The 18283-nt window shown below is 47.5% G+C and carries 13 protein-coding genes, 1 tRNA gene, 1 pseudogene and 1 riboswitch; of the genes and pseudogenes, 13 read left to right on the forward strand and 2 right to left on the reverse strand.

The window, feature by feature from the left end; translation table 11 throughout:
* The first annotated feature begins 174 nt into the window (after positions 1-174).
* From ACZ42L_RS06485 to ACZ42L_RS06530, 10 genes and pseudogenes are all read left to right on the forward strand, one after another.
* On the forward strand, positions 175-2883 hold the full coding sequence (locus ACZ42L_RS06485) for a DNA gyrase/topoisomerase IV subunit A (RefSeq protein WP_464715596.1): 2709 nt from the start codon (positions 175-177) through the stop codon (positions 2881-2883).
* Complete coding sequence (locus ACZ42L_RS06490) at positions 2867-3691, forward strand: DUF3316 domain-containing protein (RefSeq protein WP_464715597.1); 825 nt, start codon at positions 2867-2869, stop codon at positions 3689-3691. The genes ACZ42L_RS06485 and ACZ42L_RS06490 overlap by 17 nt, the downstream gene beginning before the upstream one ends.
* Positions 3688-4701 (forward strand): S41 family peptidase, encoded by a 1014-nt coding sequence (locus tag ACZ42L_RS06495; RefSeq protein WP_464715598.1) that lies wholly within the window; start codon positions 3688-3690, stop codon positions 4699-4701. The genes ACZ42L_RS06490 and ACZ42L_RS06495 overlap by 4 nt, the downstream gene beginning before the upstream one ends.
* A gap of 55 nt (positions 4702-4756) precedes the next feature.
* Positions 4757-4838 (forward strand) — tRNA-Leu (locus ACZ42L_RS06500).
* Positions 4839-5056: 218 nt separating this feature from the next.
* The gene (locus tag ACZ42L_RS06505; protein WP_464707104.1) at positions 5057-5812 is read left to right on the forward strand and encodes a glycerophosphodiester phosphodiesterase family protein; all 756 of its coding nucleotides are present in this window, start codon (positions 5057-5059) and stop codon (positions 5810-5812) included.
* A 372-nt stretch (positions 5813-6184) separates the two neighbouring features.
* Positions 6185-8110, forward strand: a complete 1926-nt coding sequence (gene dnaK, locus ACZ42L_RS06510; RefSeq protein ID WP_464715599.1) for a molecular chaperone DnaK — start codon at positions 6185-6187, stop codon at positions 8108-8110.
* Positions 8111-8274: 164 nt separating this feature from the next.
* A riboswitch (SAM-I-IV-variant riboswitch) is annotated at positions 8275-8382 on the forward strand.
* Positions 8380-8592, forward strand: a complete 213-nt coding sequence (locus ACZ42L_RS06515) for a hypothetical protein (RefSeq protein ID WP_464715600.1) — start codon at positions 8380-8382, stop codon at positions 8590-8592. Its footprint overlaps the riboswitch before it by 3 nt.
* 149 nt (positions 8593-8741) lie before the next feature.
* Positions 8742-8825, forward strand: a pseudogene (locus ACZ42L_RS06520) (cell filamentation protein Fic); the annotation flags it as partial.
* 207 nt (positions 8826-9032) lie between these two features.
* Positions 9033-9392, forward strand: a complete 360-nt coding sequence (locus ACZ42L_RS06525) for a hypothetical protein (protein WP_464715601.1) — start codon at positions 9033-9035, stop codon at positions 9390-9392.
* 4 nt (positions 9393-9396) lie between these two features.
* Complete coding sequence (locus ACZ42L_RS06530; protein WP_464715602.1) at positions 9397-10920, forward strand: RNA-directed DNA polymerase; 1524 nt, start codon at positions 9397-9399, stop codon at positions 10918-10920.
* A 205-nt stretch (positions 10921-11125) separates the two neighbouring features.
* On the opposite strand, the gene ACZ42L_RS06535 is transcribed toward ACZ42L_RS06530, so the two are convergent.
* Positions 11126-11404, reverse strand: coding sequence for a DUF4298 domain-containing protein (locus tag ACZ42L_RS06535; RefSeq protein WP_464715603.1), 279 nt, complete (start codon positions 11402-11404; stop codon positions 11126-11128).
* Positions 11405-11652: 248 nt separating this feature from the next.
* Between ACZ42L_RS06535 and ACZ42L_RS06540 the strand changes: the two genes are divergently transcribed.
* The 3 genes from ACZ42L_RS06540 (at position 11653) to ACZ42L_RS06550 (ending at position 17245) form a co-directional block, all read left to right on the forward strand.
* Positions 11653-12681, forward strand: coding sequence for a porin (locus tag ACZ42L_RS06540; protein ID WP_464715604.1), 1029 nt, complete (start codon positions 11653-11655; stop codon positions 12679-12681).
* Between the two features lie 254 nt (positions 12682-12935).
* The gene (locus tag ACZ42L_RS06545) at positions 12936-15674 is read left to right on the forward strand and encodes a TonB-dependent receptor (RefSeq protein ID WP_464715605.1); all 2739 of its coding nucleotides are present in this window, start codon (positions 12936-12938) and stop codon (positions 15672-15674) included.
* Positions 15675-15706: 32 nt separating this feature from the next.
* Positions 15707-17245, forward strand: coding sequence for a hypothetical protein (locus ACZ42L_RS06550; protein WP_464715606.1), 1539 nt, complete (start codon positions 15707-15709; stop codon positions 17243-17245).
* Positions 17246-17324: 79 nt separating this feature from the next.
* Here ACZ42L_RS06550 and ACZ42L_RS06555 read toward each other — a convergent pair whose 3' ends face one another.
* Positions 17325-18008: a response regulator transcription factor gene (locus tag ACZ42L_RS06555; protein WP_464715607.1), complete on the reverse strand. Its 684-nt coding sequence runs from the start codon at positions 18006-18008 to the stop codon at positions 17325-17327.
* Positions 18009-18283: the final 275 nt, after the last annotated feature.

Below are 18283 nucleotides of genomic sequence, written 5' to 3' on the forward strand. Positions count from 1 at the left end.
ACGGAAATAAGGTGGAAGAGCAAAGCAGCAACAACGGAGACTCCGCAGGAATCTATGGACGCAACCGGCACCCCCACAAACCCATCAAATCATCCCTACTGCCATTGATATTTTCTTGTTTCTGAGTTTTTTTTCGTAACTTTGACGCTATAATTATAAGGAAAACATATTTCTATGGACGACGAGATAAGAGACAACACACTACCGGAGAACTCGGAAGAAGAACTCGTGGTGGAGAGTGGAAACGACTACAAACCTGCCGACAGGTTTGATGCTTCTGCCGTACACCACCTGAGTGGCATGTATAAGAACTGGTTTCTCGACTATGCTTCCTATGTCATTCTGGAGCGTGCCGTACCCCATATAGAAGACGGATTGAAACCCGTACAGCGACGCATCCTGCACTCTATGAAGCGCATGGACGACGGGCGGTACAACAAGGTGGCCAACATCGTGGGACATACCATGCAGTTTCATCCTCACGGGGATGCCTCTATCGCTGACGCACTGGTGCAGATGGGACAGAAAGACCTGCTCATCGACACACAGGGAAACTGGGGAAACATCCTCACCGGCGACCGTGCCGCAGCGTCGCGATACATAGAAGCCCGCCTATCCAAGTTTGCGCTCGACGTGGTTTTCAACCCGAAGACCACCGAGTGGCAACTCTCCTACGACGGGCGTAACAAGGAACCTATCACGCTGCCAGTCAAATTTCCGTTGCTGTTGGCACAAGGTGCCGAGGGCATAGCCGTCGGCTTGAGCAGCAAACTGCTACCCCACAACCTCAACGAGATATGCGATGCTGCCGTCAGCTATCTGCGCGGAGAGAGTTTCCAGCTCTATCCCGACTTCCCCACTGGAGGCGCTATCGACGTGAGCAAGTACAACGACGGGCAGCGTGGCGGTGTGCTGAAGGTGAGAGCCAAGATAGAAAAGCTCGACAGCAAGACGCTCGTCATCAAGGAAATACCATTCAGCAAGACCACGAGCAGCCTCATCGACTCTATACTGAAAGCCATCGAGAAAGGCAAAATCAAGGCTAAGAAGGTAGACGACAACACAGCTGCCGATGTAGAGATACAGGTGCATCTGGCTCCTGGCGTCTCTTCCGACAAGACGATAGATGCCCTTTACGCCTTCAGCGACTGCGAAGTGAACATCTCGCCCAACTGCTGTGTGATAGAAGACAACAAACCTTGCTTCCTCACCGTAAGCGACGTGCTGCGCCATAGCGTAGACTCGACGATGGGACTGTTGCGCCGCGAACTGCAAATTCGCCGTGACGAGCTGCTAGGCATGCTGTTCTTCGCCTCGCTGGAAAAGATTTTCATCGAAGAACGCATCTACAAAGACAAGGCTTTCGAGGAGGCTAAGAACATGGATGCGGCCGTGAAGCATATCGACAAACGGCTCGAACCTTTCAAGCCCACGTTCATCCGCGAAGTGACACACGACGACATCATGCGACTGATGGAGATTAAGATGCAGCGCATCCTGAAGTTCAGCAAAGACAAAGCCGACGAGCTGATAGCCAAGATGCAAGGCGAAATCAAAGATATAGAGCACGACTTGGCCCACATGACCGATGTCACGATTAACTGGTTTGAATTCATCAAACAGAAATATGGCAAGGAGCATCTGCGCAAGACAGAGATTCGCTCGTTCGATACCATTGAGGCTGCCAAGGTGGTCGAGGCTAACGAGAAACTCTACATCAACCGCCAGGAGGGCTTCGTGGGTACGGGCTTGAAGAAAGACGAGTTTGTCTGCAACTGCTCCGACATCGACGACATCATCATATTCTTTAAGGACGGTAAGTATCGCATCACCAAAGTGAGCGACAAGATGTTCGTGGGCAAAGGCATCATCCATCTGCAAGTGTTCAAACGCAACGACCGCCGAACGGTCTACAACGTCGTCTATCGCGACGGTAAGAAAGGCTATTACTACATCAAACGATTCAACGTAATGGGCGTAACGCGCGACCGAGAGTATGATTTGACTGCCGGTACGCCAGGCTCAAAGGTCATGTATATGACTGCCAACCCCAACGGCGAAGCCGAAGTCATCAAGATTACACTCGAACCGAATGAGAAGAAAGTGCGTACACGCCTGTTCCGCGAAAAAGATTTTGCTGAGGTAAAAATCAAAGGACGTGCTTCGCGTGGCAATCTGCTGGTGAAAGAAGAAGTGCATCGCATCGGTCTGAAGAATCGCGGACACTCCACTTTGGGTGGCCGAAAGGTATGGTTCGACCCCGACGTGAACCGTATCAACTACGATGAGCATGGTCGTTTCCTCGGCGAATTCAACGACGACGACAGCATTCTCGTCGTTCTCGACAATGGCGAATACTACATTACCGACTTCGATGCCAACAATCACTACGAAGATAACATCCGCATCATCGAGAAATATATGCCGGAGAAGATATGGACAGCCGTGATATTCGATGCCGACAATCAGAACTATCCCTACCTGAAACGTTTCATGCTGGAAGCTACGAAGCGCAGGCAGACTTATCTGGGTGAGAATCCTGACTCGAAAGAAGTGCTGCTCACCGATACGGTATATCCCCGCGTGCAAGTGGTGTTCGGCGGTGCTGACGGCTCACGCGCCCCGCTTGAGATAGACGCAGAGCAGTTTGTGGGCGTCAAGGGAGTAAAGGCCAAGGGCAAGCGCATGGCCACCTGGCAGGTGGAAGCTATCAAGGAATTAGAGCCACTGCGCTTCCCCGAACCGCAAGATACGGAAACCCAGGATGCGGACAGCACCGAAGATGAGGAAGAAAACCTGGACCCTGACGCCGGAAAGAGCGAGCAACAGGTGAGAGACGAGATTACCGGACAGTTGAGTTTGTTTAATGATGAGGATGTGTAACAGCCTGTACCGCACGGTCAGATGGGTTGCGCTGTGCCTGATAAATGGTCTATGGGCCATCGACATGCAGGCACAAAGCGACACCATGAGGGTGAGCAACGCCTTCATGGCGAGCATAGGTGCGACCAATATACTAGACACCTATCTCTCGCCGGAGAAGTATCGAGGTACTGAATTCAGGCTGATGTGGCAGTCGGTACGCGAGCCTGACTACAGCAGATGGTCGCGAGAAATCACTGTGCAGGGCAATGTGGCGTTTGCAGGTAATCGGGCCGGCAACGGAACAGAGATTGCCGGAATGTATAACTTCGGCTATGCGTGGCATTATAATTGGTATCTGGCCAACCGCAGACTGAACCTCAAGCTGGGCGGCATGATAGACACCAACCTGGGATTCATCTATAACAACCGCAACGGAAACAACCCGGCACAGGCCCGTGCCTACATTCATCTGCAACCATCGGCCGTCGTTGGTTATCATTTTACATTGCATGGGCGGCCTGCCTTTGTGCGCTATGAGGTGGCCGTTCCGCTGGTCGGACTCATGTTCAGTCCCGCCTACGGACAGGCTTATTACGAGATTTTCGTGGAAGATAATTACGACCACAACGTCGTACCGACCACAACGGTCTCCACTCCCTCCCTGCGACAGATGCTGACTCTCGACTATAAGCTCCGAAAGACCACTGTACGTGTCGGTTATCTGGGCGATTTCCAGCAGTCGCATGTCAACAATCTGAAGACACATATCTATACCCACGCCTTCATTGTGGGTTTTGTCAAACACTTCTCCTTTGCCAAGAAATGAAGAATCCACGCTTTGCCATATCCCTTCTGTTATCATGCCTGTGCCTGATGTTTTGCTTTTCGTCGTGCATAGATGAAGAAGAATTTGCCGAGACTCCACAAGGTAACTTCGAAGCACTGTGGAAAATCATGGACGAACACTACTGTTTTTTTGATTACAAGAGGGTGGATTGGAACGAGGTACACCATCGTTACGCAGCACAGATAGACAACAACATGACGCAGACGCAGCTCTTTGAAGTGTTGGCCAATATGCTGGCCGAATTGCGCGACGGCCATGTGAATCTCTATACAGCCTTCGACCTGGCACGCAACTGGAGCTGGCACGAAGACCATCCCAAAAACTTCAGCGACTCATTACTGGCCATCTATCTGGGCAAAGATTACAAGATTTCCAACGGAATGAGCTATCGCATGCTCGACGACAACGTGGGATATGTGCGCTGCCCCACCTTCGAATACGACTTCGGAAGCGGAAACCTCGACAACATCCTGTCGGCATTGATTACATGCCGTGGACTCATCGTCGACGTAAGAAACAATGGCGGGGGCATGATGACGAGTGCCAAGGAGTTGGCGGCACGATTTACCAACGAGAAGATACCCGTTGGGTACATACAGCACAAGACCGGACCGGGCCATAATCAGTTCTCGCCAATGACCGAACAGACACTCATGCCGAGCAACGGTGTGCGATGGCAGAAGCCCGTGGTGGTGCTTACGAATCGGTCGGTATATAGTGCTGCCAATGAATTCGTGAAATACATGAAGTGCTGTCCCAACGCCGTAGTGGTGGGAGACAAGACCGGTGGCGGTGCCGGGCTGCCCTTCTCCAGCGAGATGCCCAACGGTTGGGGGGTGCGGTTCAGCGCCTGTCCTATGTACGACAGAGACAAACAAGATACCGAGTTTGGCATTGAACCAGACCATCGAGTACAACTATCGGCAGCAGATTTCGCACGCGGACGCGACACCATCATCGAGTATGCCCGCCGACTGTTGGCAAAATAAATCAGCAGGATATTGCAGATTCTGAATATTAATATGTATCTTTGCATCCGCAAATGCGCTTGTGGCGGAATTGGTAGACGCGCTAGACTTAGGATCTAGTAGTTCACGCTGTGTAGGTTCGAGTCCTATCAGGCGCACAGAGAATAAAAGCCGAATGCTCAATAGAGTGTTCGGCTTTTGTCGTTATAGCATCATAACACCCTGCCTTATCCCCTACAGACCGCGCAATGATTCTGATTCCGATTTACATATTTTATCATCGACACCATATATTATATGCCTGATAATATGTATATTTGGCATGTCATCCCGAAAGAGATGCTAACCGACAGCCATACCCAATAAAAATCTGATAATGGAAACAAAACTACGAAACCTGATTGCAGTCGCATTGCTGACCATCCCCACCCTAGTCCTAGCCGGACACAAGGTGATTGCGCACCGTGGCCACTGGAAAGTGGAAGGCGCAGCACAGAACTCCCGTACATCACTACAGAATGCCCTGGCCCTGCAAATCTATGGGTCGGAGACCGATATATGGCTTACGGCCGACGGTCGGCTGATGGTAAACCACGACCCGGTATTCAAAGGAGTCACCCTACAGACTGCCACTTACAAGGAGTGCCGACAACTCATGCTCGACAACGGCGAACGCATGCCACAGCTGAGAGACTTACTCAAGATGCTCAAAAAGAGTAAAAGTCCCACCAAGCTCATCATAGAAATCAAGCCACACGCCACACCCGAACGAAACAGAGTGGCTGCACAGAAGACTTTGGGTGAAGTGGCGAGATACGGCTTGGCCGACAGAGTAGAATACATATCGTTCAGTCTAGATGTATGCCGCGAACTCATACGATTGGACCGGCACGCCAAAGTAGCCTATCTCAACGGAGAACTCTCGCCCGATGAATTGCACCGGCTTCACTTCACAGGTCTCGATTACCACTATGGCACACTCCGTCAGCACCCCGAATGGATACGCAGGGCACACGAATTGGGACTGACCGTCAACGTGTGGACCGTAGATAAGCCGGCAGACATCAAGGCGATGAGCGATGCAGGAGTAGACTTCATCACGACCAACAATCCTACAGAAGCCATGAAATAAGTACACTGCAAGACATGGAGTGACGGCGTCAACCCTCAAAAACGCCGCCCTCACACTACAAATTATAAAGTTCTGATTTACAATATATTACACACGCTCTACTGCAAAGGCTTGGCAGCACTGCTGTCAGGCCTTTGCACCATTGCTGCCAAGCCCTTGCAGTAAGCCAAAACAGCCTGTTTCGCAAAACAATCCCATCAAAGGCCAGTTGCATACCCATGCTTATGGCTCGCGCAGACGGAAATACCTCCGCCACCATCTTCCTATGTCATTCTGTCACACCCTGTCACTTGGCACATCGTTTGTTAATAAGATGGCGGACGTTGGTGTCCGCTTAAAATTAGATAATAACAAAAATAAATATATAAGATTATGGGAAAGATTATTGGAATCGACTTAGGAACAACCAACAGCTGCGTTTCCGTATTTGAAGGTAACGAACCTGTTGTGATAGCAAACAGCGAAGGCAAGCGCACAACGCCTTCGGTTATCGGATTTGTAAAAGATGGCGAGCGCAAGGTGGGCGACCCCGCTAAGCGTCAGGCTATCACCAACCCGACCAACACTGTATATTCCATCAAGCGTTTCATGGGCGAAACTTACGACCAGTCGCGCAAGGAAGCCACCAGTATGCCTTACAAGGTTGTCGACGAGAACGGATTCCCACGCGTAGACATCGAAGGACGTAAATATACTCCGCAGGAAATCTCTGCCATGGTGTTACAGAAGATGAAGAAGACCGCTGAAGACTACTTAGGCCAGGAAGTGACCGACGCTGTAATTACAGTGCCTGCATACTTCTCCGACTCACAGCGTCAGGCAACCAAGGAAGCCGGCCAGATAGCCGGTCTGAACGTTCGCCGTATCGTTAACGAACCGACCGCAGCTGCACTCGCTTACGGTGTAGACAAGGCCAATAAGGATATGAAGATTGCCGTGTTCGACCTTGGTGGCGGTACGTTTGATATCTCTATCCTGGAATTTGGTGGCGGTGTATTCGAAGTATTGTCTACCAACGGTGACACCCACCTCGGTGGCGACGACTTCGACCAAGTTATCATCAAGTGGTTGGCCGACGGTTTCAAAGCCGACGAGGGCATCGACTTGACCAAAGACCCCATGGCTATGCAGCGTCTGAAAGAGGCTGCCGAAAAGGCAAAGATAGAATTATCAAGCTCTACATCCACCGAAATCAACCTGCCTTACATCTCGGCTGAAGGTGGCGTGCCCAAGCACTTGGTGAAGACACTGACCCGTGCACAGTTCGAGCAGTTGGCTCACGAACTCATCCAGGCTTGTCTCATCCCCTGCCAGAACGCTATACGCGACGCTAAGTTGCAGACTTCAGACATCGACGAAGTAATCCTTGTGGGTGGTTCCAGCCGTATCCCAGCCGTACAGACATTGGTAAAGAACTACTTCGGCAAAGAGCCTTCAAAGGGCGTAAATCCCGACGAAGTGGTAGCTGTAGGTGCTGCTATACAGGGTGCTATCTTGAACAAAGAGAGCGGTGTGGGTGACATCGTATTGCTCGACGTGACTCCGCTGACCCTCGGTATCGAGACAATGGGCGGCGTGATGACCAAGTTGATTGAAGCCAACACCACCATCCCTGCCAAGAAGAGTGAGGTGTTCTCTACAGCAGTAGACAATCAGACAGCCGTTACCATCCACGTATTGCAAGGCGAACGTCCGATGGCTTCACAGAACAAGAGCATCGGTCAGTTCAATCTGGAAGGTATTGCACCTGCACGTCGCGGTGTCCCACAGATTGAAGTTACATTCGACATCGACGCCAACGGTATCTTGAACGTAAGCGCCAAAGACAAAGCTACAGGCAAGGAACAGAATATCCGCATCGAAGCATCAAGCGGCCTGAGCAAGGAGGAAATCGACCGTATGAAGGCAGAAGCTGAAAGCAATGCCGAGGCTGACAAGAAGGAACGCGAGAAAGTGGACAAGATGAATCAGGCAGACTCCATGATTTTCACCACCGAGAACTTCTTGAAAGACAATGGCGACAAGATTCCGGCCGACCAGAAGCCTGGTATCGAGAGCGCTCTGCAACAGCTCCGCGATGCTCATAAGAATGCTGATGTAGCTGCTATCGACACAGCCATCAACAATCTGAACCAAGTGATGCAGGCTGCCAGCGCACAGATGTATCAGGGAACACAGGGTGCTCAGCCCGGCCCTGACGCTGCACAAGGCTTCAACGGCGGTACACAAGGTGGTCAACAATCACAAGGTGGCAATGCCAGCGACATCCAAGATGCCGACTTTGAGGAAGTGAAATAAGGATAAACAAATATTTATGATTAAGAGCCTTGGTTGTTATTACGACAACCAAGGCTCTTTGGTTTTGCGTATAAAAGACAGTATGTATCATTATACCAAAAGAAGAAAAAAATAAGAAAGTTGAGATTCTATAAGAATTCTGAATATTTTCCGTACCTTTGCAACCAGAACATCAAGAGTCGTCTCATTTAGACGCACCAACCGAACAAATCATGAAGATAGTCACGGTGGTAAATAGATGTGTAAGTTTAACTTAAAAATGTATCTTTATGAACATTAAAAACATTTTCTCAAAAACTATCCTACGGGGAGAGTATGAAACATTCAAGTATTATCGCTATTTGCGTAAGCTCACTGACGACCAACTAGCCGACATTGTCAAGCGGGAACGTAATAACCAAGGATGGTGCAGCCAACGCAGTTATTTTCTGGCAGCACTCAGAAAGATATGCCAGAAGAGGAATGTTGAATATTGTTGGTGAGTTGAATATTAAGCCCATGGACTAAAAAAGAGAGGAGTTTTTCTCCTCTCTTTTTAGTTCCTCATACCAGAATATTTCGTATATTTGCAAATAATAATATATTGATATAAAATCTAACCAATAGCATACACAACTATCCAAGATTTTGCAACATTAAGTATTTGCAACAGATACATGCCTATCTCTTTGAAAGATTGTACAACTTCGCGGGACAGATACGTACAAAGAGCATGGTAAACCACGATACATCCTCGCCCTGCTGTTGTCGGTGATGAACCTGAGCCTACAGACTGTAGATATTGTAGAGCGTTTGCCACGGCTTCGCTTTGACGATAGTGATGTTTCTATTGTAGAGAGGGGGACACGACCTGATACCCGTGGAGGAAGAAGATTCCAACACTTACAAAGGCAGTGATACGCTGAAGTAGAGTATAAAGCAGGTGTTCTTTAACCAGATAGTAGCAGGAACGAAGAAAACGGAATACCGCGAGATATTCAATGCCTATACAGCCCAAAAATATCTTGCCACCGATATGCAGGGCACGCCGCTCTGCGACCCTAAGCATACGGTCAAGGGGCGTATCTATCATCCCGACGAATACAACGACGGGTATTTCCCGTTTGTGGCACGCCCTTACAAGCTTATGCGCCTTTCAGTAGGTCCTTTCGGTGACAGTTGCATGGCAGAGATAACCCATGTCACTTTCAGCGTATCACGACAGAAAGGAAACGGACTGGTTGTTTGGCAAGGTAAATATCATTTGGGAAAGATAACGAATGTGAGAAGAAAACAAAAGTAAGAATATGCAAACAATTTTAGATCTTTCACATATAAAAGCCAGACGGTATTTCTTGGAATCAGAGAATTACTGTAATATGCAATTACCTGTTTATATCAACTTTAAACCAGTGTTAGATTATGTCCAAACGGTTGTAGATACAAAAGAACTTAAAGATATTCTTAAAGATTCTAAAAGTCCTCCTTCCTCTTTTGAGAATGTCAATCACAAGATATTAATAAAAAAGGATGCACCGTATTCGTATAGACCAATTCAGTTGATAAATCCTTATCTATATTACCTCCTTATCAAAGCAATGACAAACAAGGGTAGTTGGAAGGAGATAAAAGAAAGATTCACAACACTGAAAGTGACTAATATAGAAGTTGCGAGCATTCCAAAAATTAAAGGAAAGACAGGTAAATCGCATTTATCTGCATCGGTAAGCTCTTGGTGGGACAACATAGAACAAAGAAGTCTTGAATTGGCATTATCGTATAGGTATATGTTTGTTACCGATATTACAAATTGCTATGGTGCGATATATACTCACACCATAGCGTGGGCTATGATGGGGAAGGAAGAAGCTAAACAAGAGCGTTACAAACATGGATTATTAGGTAATTTGATAGATGACTATATGCGGTATATGCAATATGGTCAAACTAATGGTATTCCACAGGGGAGTGTGTTGTCTGACTTTATAGCAGAAGTGGTACTTGCATATGCAGATAAGCAACTTGGTGATAGATTAGATGCAGAAGGTATAAATAACTATCGTATTTTACGATACAGGGATGATTACCGCATTTTTTGTAATTCAAAAGAGGAAATAGAACGTATCGCCTTCTGTCTTCAAGAAGTTCTTACCGAACTCAATTTCCAATTAAATGCTAAAAAGACATATTTGACAGAAGAGGTAATAACCGAATCTATAAAACCAGACAAGGTAGCATATATTTCAGGAATACCTATGTATAGAAAAACGCAGAAGAGAATATATTCCACAATGTCGAATCTTCAACAAGAGGCTCTTTATATTCATCTGTTTTCAAAGAAGTATCCCAATAGCGGTACACTTACAAAACTATTAACAACATTTGCGTATAGATTAGCTAATAAAGTTGCAGATAGCACTAATACACATGTCTTAATATCCATTTTCACAGATATTGCCCTATTTAGCCCAAAAGTGTATAAGATTGCTTTGGCCATAGTCAGCACACTTATTGAAAAGATTCAAACGCCTAGTGAGAGAGAAAAAATTATCAATGATATTTATATGAAATTTCAGAGATTTCCAAATATCGGTGAAATTCAAATCTGGATGCAACGCATTTCTTTCGATTTGCCTCACCCTATTGCATATACTGAGGATATATGTAAAATCGTGAACAACGAAGTTGGTGTTGAGCTATGGAATAATGATTGGGTAGACGATGCTTACAAAAATGATTTCCCACAATATGAAATTTGTATTAAAAAGATAAGGGATAGTATTACTCCAATAATTAAAATTGATGAAGTTAGTTTGTTCGACATATATTAAAAAATAATCATTAGCAAAAGAAATATTCACAATCAACAAGATGATAACATTCAAAACGTTTTTCTAATCAATACTACTCAAATTAAAGAAGCATTTTTGCACCATACAAATATAACTTATTGATAATCAGTACAGGATATATTTGAGGAGGAAAAAGGCTGGTTAGGTAGAGTTCCTATCCAGCCATTTCCCGTTAAAAAGAATGTCATTCACGCTTAAGATAGTCCACAGCCAGTTCCAGCATCTTCATGCAGCACTGATAGTTATCAGACATCAAGTCGTATATGGCATCCTCGGAGAGCACTCCTCGTTTCAGGTTTTTATCAATCAATCCGTTCCGGTCGTCTTCCAAATCCTGATTACGACGGTCTGAATAATAATACTCCATCAATCTGTCGTAATCTTCCTTACTACTTTTCAGAGATTCTAACAGTTCATTCAGTTCTTGCATCTTGCGACTGTGACTGTCCAAGATATTTTCCATATCCGTTATGTGTCTGTATTTCTCCATAAGACTTGCATTGATACTTGGTGATGCAAAGATACTCATTCGGCAGTGGTAAAGGAACAAAATATCATGAATATTTTGAAGTCTGCTGGCTACAACTACTTTTATGAAAACGTAACCCTTCAGATTTTATTAATTGTAACACCATTGTTATATGTCTGTAAACAAAGAGAAACATATTTATCTTACCTTTGTAATCAGAAACGTGAATTAGCTGAATGACAATGAAAAGAATCATTATAGTCTGCACCGTCGCAATGACAAGTATCATGGGAGCTTTTGCCCAAACCAATACCATGAAAGAAGTCAAAGTGGGCGGTGTCATCCGTGGAAAATACGAGTATCAGACTGAAGAGGGACAAGGGAGATTCCAAGTGCGGACAGCACGTATCAACGTATCGGGCAAACTCAACAGCAAGGTAGACTACAAGGCGGAGATTGACTTATGCGATGAAGGAAAAATCAAGATGCTAGACGCATATACAAGGCTTACACTCACCGATGCACTCAAATTTTCTATCGGACAGAAACGTGTTCCCTTCACCATCGACGCCCATCGCTCCCCTTCCGAACAATACTTTGCCAACCGTAGCTTCATAGCCAAGCAGGTGGGCAACATCAGAGATGTGGGAGCAGAGATAGAATACAAGTTCCGACTAGGATTCCCCGTACAATTACGTGTAGGAATCTTCAATGGATCGGGATTGACCAATCAAAAAGATTTCTGGACCAACAACATCAACTTCTCATCAAGAGTCATCGCCATGCTACCCATAGATCTGGATGTGGAACTGAGTGTGCAGAAGATAAAACCCGAACATACAGACATCTACATGTATGACATCGGAGCTACCTATCACCGTAACGGTTTCATCGCAGAAGCCGAATTCCTCTACAAGCATTATGGCAACCACTCTTTTCAGTCCGTAAAGGCTTTCAATAGTTTCGTTTCTTACGATATACCTTTCAAAAAGGGCCTGTTCAAAAAGGCATCACCACTCATCAGATACGACTATATGAGCGACCACAGCGACGGAAAACACTACCTCAACGGTAAAGAGGACAGCAAAGGCAGCCTCATCGTCAACGACTGCAAGCGAAGCCGAATCACCGGTGGAGTCACATTAAGTATGGACAAATCTTTCCTCTCCGACATCCGCATCAACTACGAAAAATACTTCTATGGTCACAACGGCGTAGCCAAAACCTCGGAAAAAGATAAATTCGTTATCGAATTTATGACACGTTTCTAAAAGGTTGATACACCTTCCATGTGTTCCCCTGACGTCTTACTTTCCCACGACGTCAGGGGAATTCTCATTTCATATAGTCATATTCCCCCACACAGCTGTCAGACTTTCACCAAAACAGTTTGTCTCAACAATGTTTCGACAGTAACAGAATTGTTATCGAATCGTCACCGCTCTTTTAAAGTTTAGCAGCATGGGTGAAACACCAACCAATTAATTTTGCCACTGAAAAAAGACATGATTGACGAAAAAAGAAAATGAGGAAAAAAAGAAATTTAGTAGCAATCCTAATGCTCTCGGCTTCAGTACTGGCAGCATCCGCAGGCTCACTTAAAGGAAAAGTAACAGATCAAAAGACACACGAACCACTGACCGGAGCAACCATCGAAGTGGTCAACACAAATTTCCGCACCGTAGCAGATGTGGACGGAAACTTCACCTTCGACGGACTGGCCGACGGACTCTACGAACTCTCCGTAAGATACATCGCGTATCAAGACCGTTCTATCAAAGGTGTGAAGGTTTCATCGGAAGCATCAAAAGACACCTTATATATTCAGTTGACACCCAGTGAGCAGGTTCTCCAAGGAGTTCAGGTAGTGGGTACTATGCAACAAAACAACGAAGTGGCCATGGTGAAACTCGCCAAGAGCAGCCAACTGGTCATGACCAACGTATCGGCACAGGAAATTAAGAAGACACAAGACTCCAATGCCGGCGAAGTTATCCGACGAGTACCGGGAGTAAGCATTATAGAAGATAAGTTTGTCATGGTGAGAGGACTCTCACAACGTTATAACAACGTATGGATTAACGGCGGGGCTGTGCCAAGTACAGAGGCCGACTCCAGGGCTTTCTCCTTCGACATTATCCCCAGTTCGCAGATTGACAACATGGAAATCATCAAGACTCAGGCTCCGGAATATCCAGCCGACTACAGCGGTGGTTTCATCCTCATCAACACCAAAGACATACCGCTACAGAACAGCGTCTCGGTGACACTGGGAGGAAACTGGAACGATACTTCCCACTTCCGTAATTTCAGGTATGCCAAAGGCTCGGCAACCGATTTCCTGGGCTTTGACAGCGGACAACGATCACTGCCTGGGAAGCACGACTGGACTACGAAGACTGCCAACCCACTGGGCGATCTCAAACTCACGGCCTCCATCAGTCGCCGATGGAAGGCAGCCGACAGAACGATGGGACTCATTGCAGCCATGAACTATACCCTCGGAAGTCGTACCTATGCAAACATGGAAAACAACCTGTTCGGCATCTATGATGCCCAGAACGACCGTCCCAACTATCTCCGCCATTCGGTAGACGACCAGTACAATCACGAAGCACGCCTTGGCATGCTCGCCAATCTGACCATACTCTCCAAAGACGGCAATCACAAATACCAATGGAAGAATATTTTCAACCAGCTCGGTACAAGCCGTTACACTTGGCGCGAAGGAGTCAGTGCCCAGGCTGATCAGGAGAATTCGGCAGAATACTACTATCGCAGCCGTACGACATACAATACTCAGCTGACAGGAAAACACACCCTGCCCAAAGACCTTCTGGAATGGAATGTTGGCTACGCCTATGCCAATCGCCACCTACCCGACCGTCGTCGCTACCTTCTGTCGGATGCCTTAGAGAGCGGAAAGATGATGCTCGCATCGGGCAACGACGTCTCGCGCGAATGGACCTCACTCAACGAGCATATCATCTCTGCCAACATCAGTAACAAGCGCGATTTGGCATTCGGCAAATGGTCACCCACCCTACGATATGGTCTCTTCGGAACTTACCGAACCAGGAACTATACCACCCGTAACTTCATCTATAACTGGAACGCCGAATCGAATCGACTGCCCAACGATTTTCAGATTATGGAGCTACCAAAGTTGCTCAGCAATGAAGATTACTACGGAGACGACAAGCTCTATCTCATCGAACTGGTACAGAAACGCAACAACTACAGTGGTAACGGAATCAATGGAGCTGCATTCGCCTCAGCCGCCCTCCCATTCGGCAAGCTCAACATCTATGCCGGCATACGCTTCGAATACGACCGGATGCAACTGACATCCAATACACAAGATTTGGAAGACAGCCCTGTCAAACGCAGCTATATCAATCGCGACTTCTTCCCGTCGGTCAACGCTGTATATAAATTCAACGAACACCACCAGTTGCGACTCTGCTACGGGCGGAGTGTCAACCGACCCGAATTCAGAGAGATATCGCCCTCGGTATACTACGACTTCGACCTCGCATCAAGCGTCCAGGGAAATACAGAGCTTCGTAATTGTACCATCGACAATGCCGACCTGCGCTATGAATTCTATCCCAGCCAAGGAGAACAAATCACCGTAGCAGCTTTCTATAAACGCTTCGACAACCCCATAGAGTGGACCTATACCGTGGCCGGCGGTACTAATCTCATCTACTCTTACCAGAATGCCCTCTCGGCCAACAACTACGGAATCGAGCTGGATATCAAGAAAACTCTCGACTTTATCGGCCTGAAGAATTTCAGTTGGTCATTCAACGGTTCTCTCATCAAGAGCCGTGTCTCATTCCCTACAGGTTCTCACGAGAAAAACCGTCCCATGCAAGGACAGTCACCCTACCTCATCAACACCGGAATCTTCTACAGCAACCCCACCAACAAGCTGAACATATCCTTACTCTACAACCGGATAGGAAAGCGAATCATCGGTATAGGGCGAAACCAGGGTACAACCGGAAACGAAGAAAACGCCAGAGTACCCGACAGCTACGAGATGCCACGAGACGCCATCGACCTCACGGTATCTAAAAGCTGGGGGCAACATCTGGAGCTGAGATGCCATCTGCGCGACCTATTGGGACAGAAGGTTTCCTACAAGCAGTTTGCCGACGTCACCTACGCCGATGGAACAATACGTCAAGTAGAAGAAATGACGCGCCAATATCGTCCCGGCCGCAACATCGGCTTTAGCCTGACTTACACGTTTTAAGTAATCATATACTTCAAATCAACAAACAAAAGATGAACAAGAAAGTTTTAACCGGATGCCTCGGCATCATGGCTGTCATCACCCTGATGAGTGCATGCAGCAGCGAAAATGACGGAGTGGACAACAAGAAAGAACAGCCCACGACTGCTTACCAGTGGAGTAAAGACGGTGGTTTGAAAGCCTGCAATCAGATACTTTTCAACAATGGCAAGGAAGCCCCTGACGGCACCGACATCGGAAACGGTGACCAGGAGTTTGTTTTTACGGGCAAGCAGACTATCAAGAAGGGTACATACATCCTCAAAGGATGGGTCTATATAGCCAACGGAGCAGAACTCACCATCGAGCCGGGAACTGTCATCAAGGGCGACAAGAATACCAAGGCTTCGCTCATCGTCGAGCGTGGAGGTAAAATCCTAGCCCAAGGCACGGCTACAGCTCCGATAGTATTCACGTCGGCACAGGCAGCAGGCAGTCGCAAACCCGGCGACTGGGGAGGCATCATCCTCTGCGGAAAGGCACGAAACAACCAGAAGGAAATGCAGATTGAAGGAGGTCCACGCACGAAGCACGGTGGCGAGACAGACAGCGACAACTCAGGTATACTGAGCTATGTACGCATCGAATTTGCAGGCTATCCCTTCCAGAAAGATCAGGAAATCAACGGGCTAACCCTGGCTTCCGTAGGCAGCGGTACTAAACTCGACCATATTCAGGTGTCTCACAGCAACGACGACTCCTATGAGTGGTTCGGTGGTACGGTCAACTGCAAGTATCTCATCGCTTTCAAGGGCTGGGATGACGACTTCGATACCGACAACGGCTATTCAGGCAACGTGCAGTTCGGTCTCTCCGTGCGCGACCCGAAGATAGCCGACAACTCCATGAGCAACAGTTTCGAAAGCGATAACTGCGCCGACGGAGCTACGGTGTCGCCCTGGACCACTGCTACCTTCTCCAACATCACCATCATCGGCCCCAAATACGGCAACCCATCTTTCAACAACGACAAGAGCTACATCACCGGCGGACAGATGAATCCCAACAACGGCTCGGCCCTGGGTAAGTTCCAGTCGGCCATACAGATTCGCCGCAATTCCCGATTAAACTGTTTCAACTCCGTGGCAGTGGGATTCCCCATCGGTCTGTTGCTCGACAATCAGAAGGGAGACACTCAAGGCTCTGCTACCAAGGGACTGCTGAACCTGAAGAATATCTGGCTGGCAGGAATGGACATCACGGGCAGCGATGCCAACAAACTCTTCGACAATGTACTCGTCAGCGGATACGACAGCAATTCCAAGCCTGTAACCGACAGTAAGCAGAAGTCGTTCACCGCCACCTTCTTCGAGAAACAAGAAGGCAACAAGGTTGTACAAGACCCGGCCACATTACTGCTCGACACACAATATCGTCCGCAGGCTTCCAGTCCTCTGCCCTCTGCTGCCAGTTTCCTCGACAAGATGCTTGCAAGCGGGTTCGACAAGGTAGACTATGTAGGCGCTTTCCGTTCCAACGATAACTGGACTGACGGTTGGACCAACTTCAATCCAGAGAATACCGCATACTAAACAGGCAACAGAACCCATAAGAACCTTATACAGAAAGCCACCAAGGTCAGAATGCCTTGGTGGCTTTTCCATATAGGGGTCAGTCCATAAAATAATATCCAAATCCCTGCCTGGTTATAATATGATTAGCATACGGCCCAAGTTTCTTTCTCATACGAGTCATGTTCACATCCACCGTACGGTCGACCACGATTACGTCTCGCGGCCACACCCGATTGATGATTTCCTGACGGCTGAAGAGAAACCCCTTCTTCTCAAGCAAGAGGCTGAGAATCTCGAATTCTGTTTTTGTAAATCCCACCTCACTCCCTGCAATCGTTACCGTCTTGCTCTCCAGGTCCAGCACCAGGGAATCGTAACAGAGTCTTGAAGACCGGGGCGACGTAGCAGTCTGAGTCCGATGAAGCACCGCATTCACCCTGAGAATCACCTCACGGATAGAGAATGGTTTGGCTATATAATCGTCAGCTCCCAGGCCCAACCCCGTCAGCGTATCGTTTTCCGAATCACGCGCAGTAAGAAATATAATAGGAATCATTGCCCACTGCGGAGTCTGCTTCAACTTCCGCGCCATGGCAAAACCAGACATCCCGCCCATCATAACATCCAGAAGTATCAAATTGAATTGCTCCATCGGCAGGGCAAGTGCTTCCTCGGCACTATTCGCCATCGTGACATCATATCCGTCACACTCCAAATTGAACTTCAGAATTTCACAAATATCCTGTTCGTCATCGACAACAAGAATCCTGGCAGTATCCATCTTTTTTAATAACTTTGTTTACACATTACAAAGTTATTGAAACATTCGTCGCCACGAAATAGGGAAATAAGACTTTAACCGCATTGTCATTTGATTGAAACACACACCGCCTACCCTCCACTCTGCCCCCCTTCTCCAAGTGGCTTACAACCCAACCATACTCCATAAGACATACACAGACCGACACGGCAGAAAACAGTCCGAAAACTGCAAAGCCTCCGCAGCATCACTGCAAAGGCCGAACAGCAATATTGCAGGGCCTAGGCAGCAACGCT

It is taken from the genome of Prevotella mikamonis (assembly GCF_055381405.1).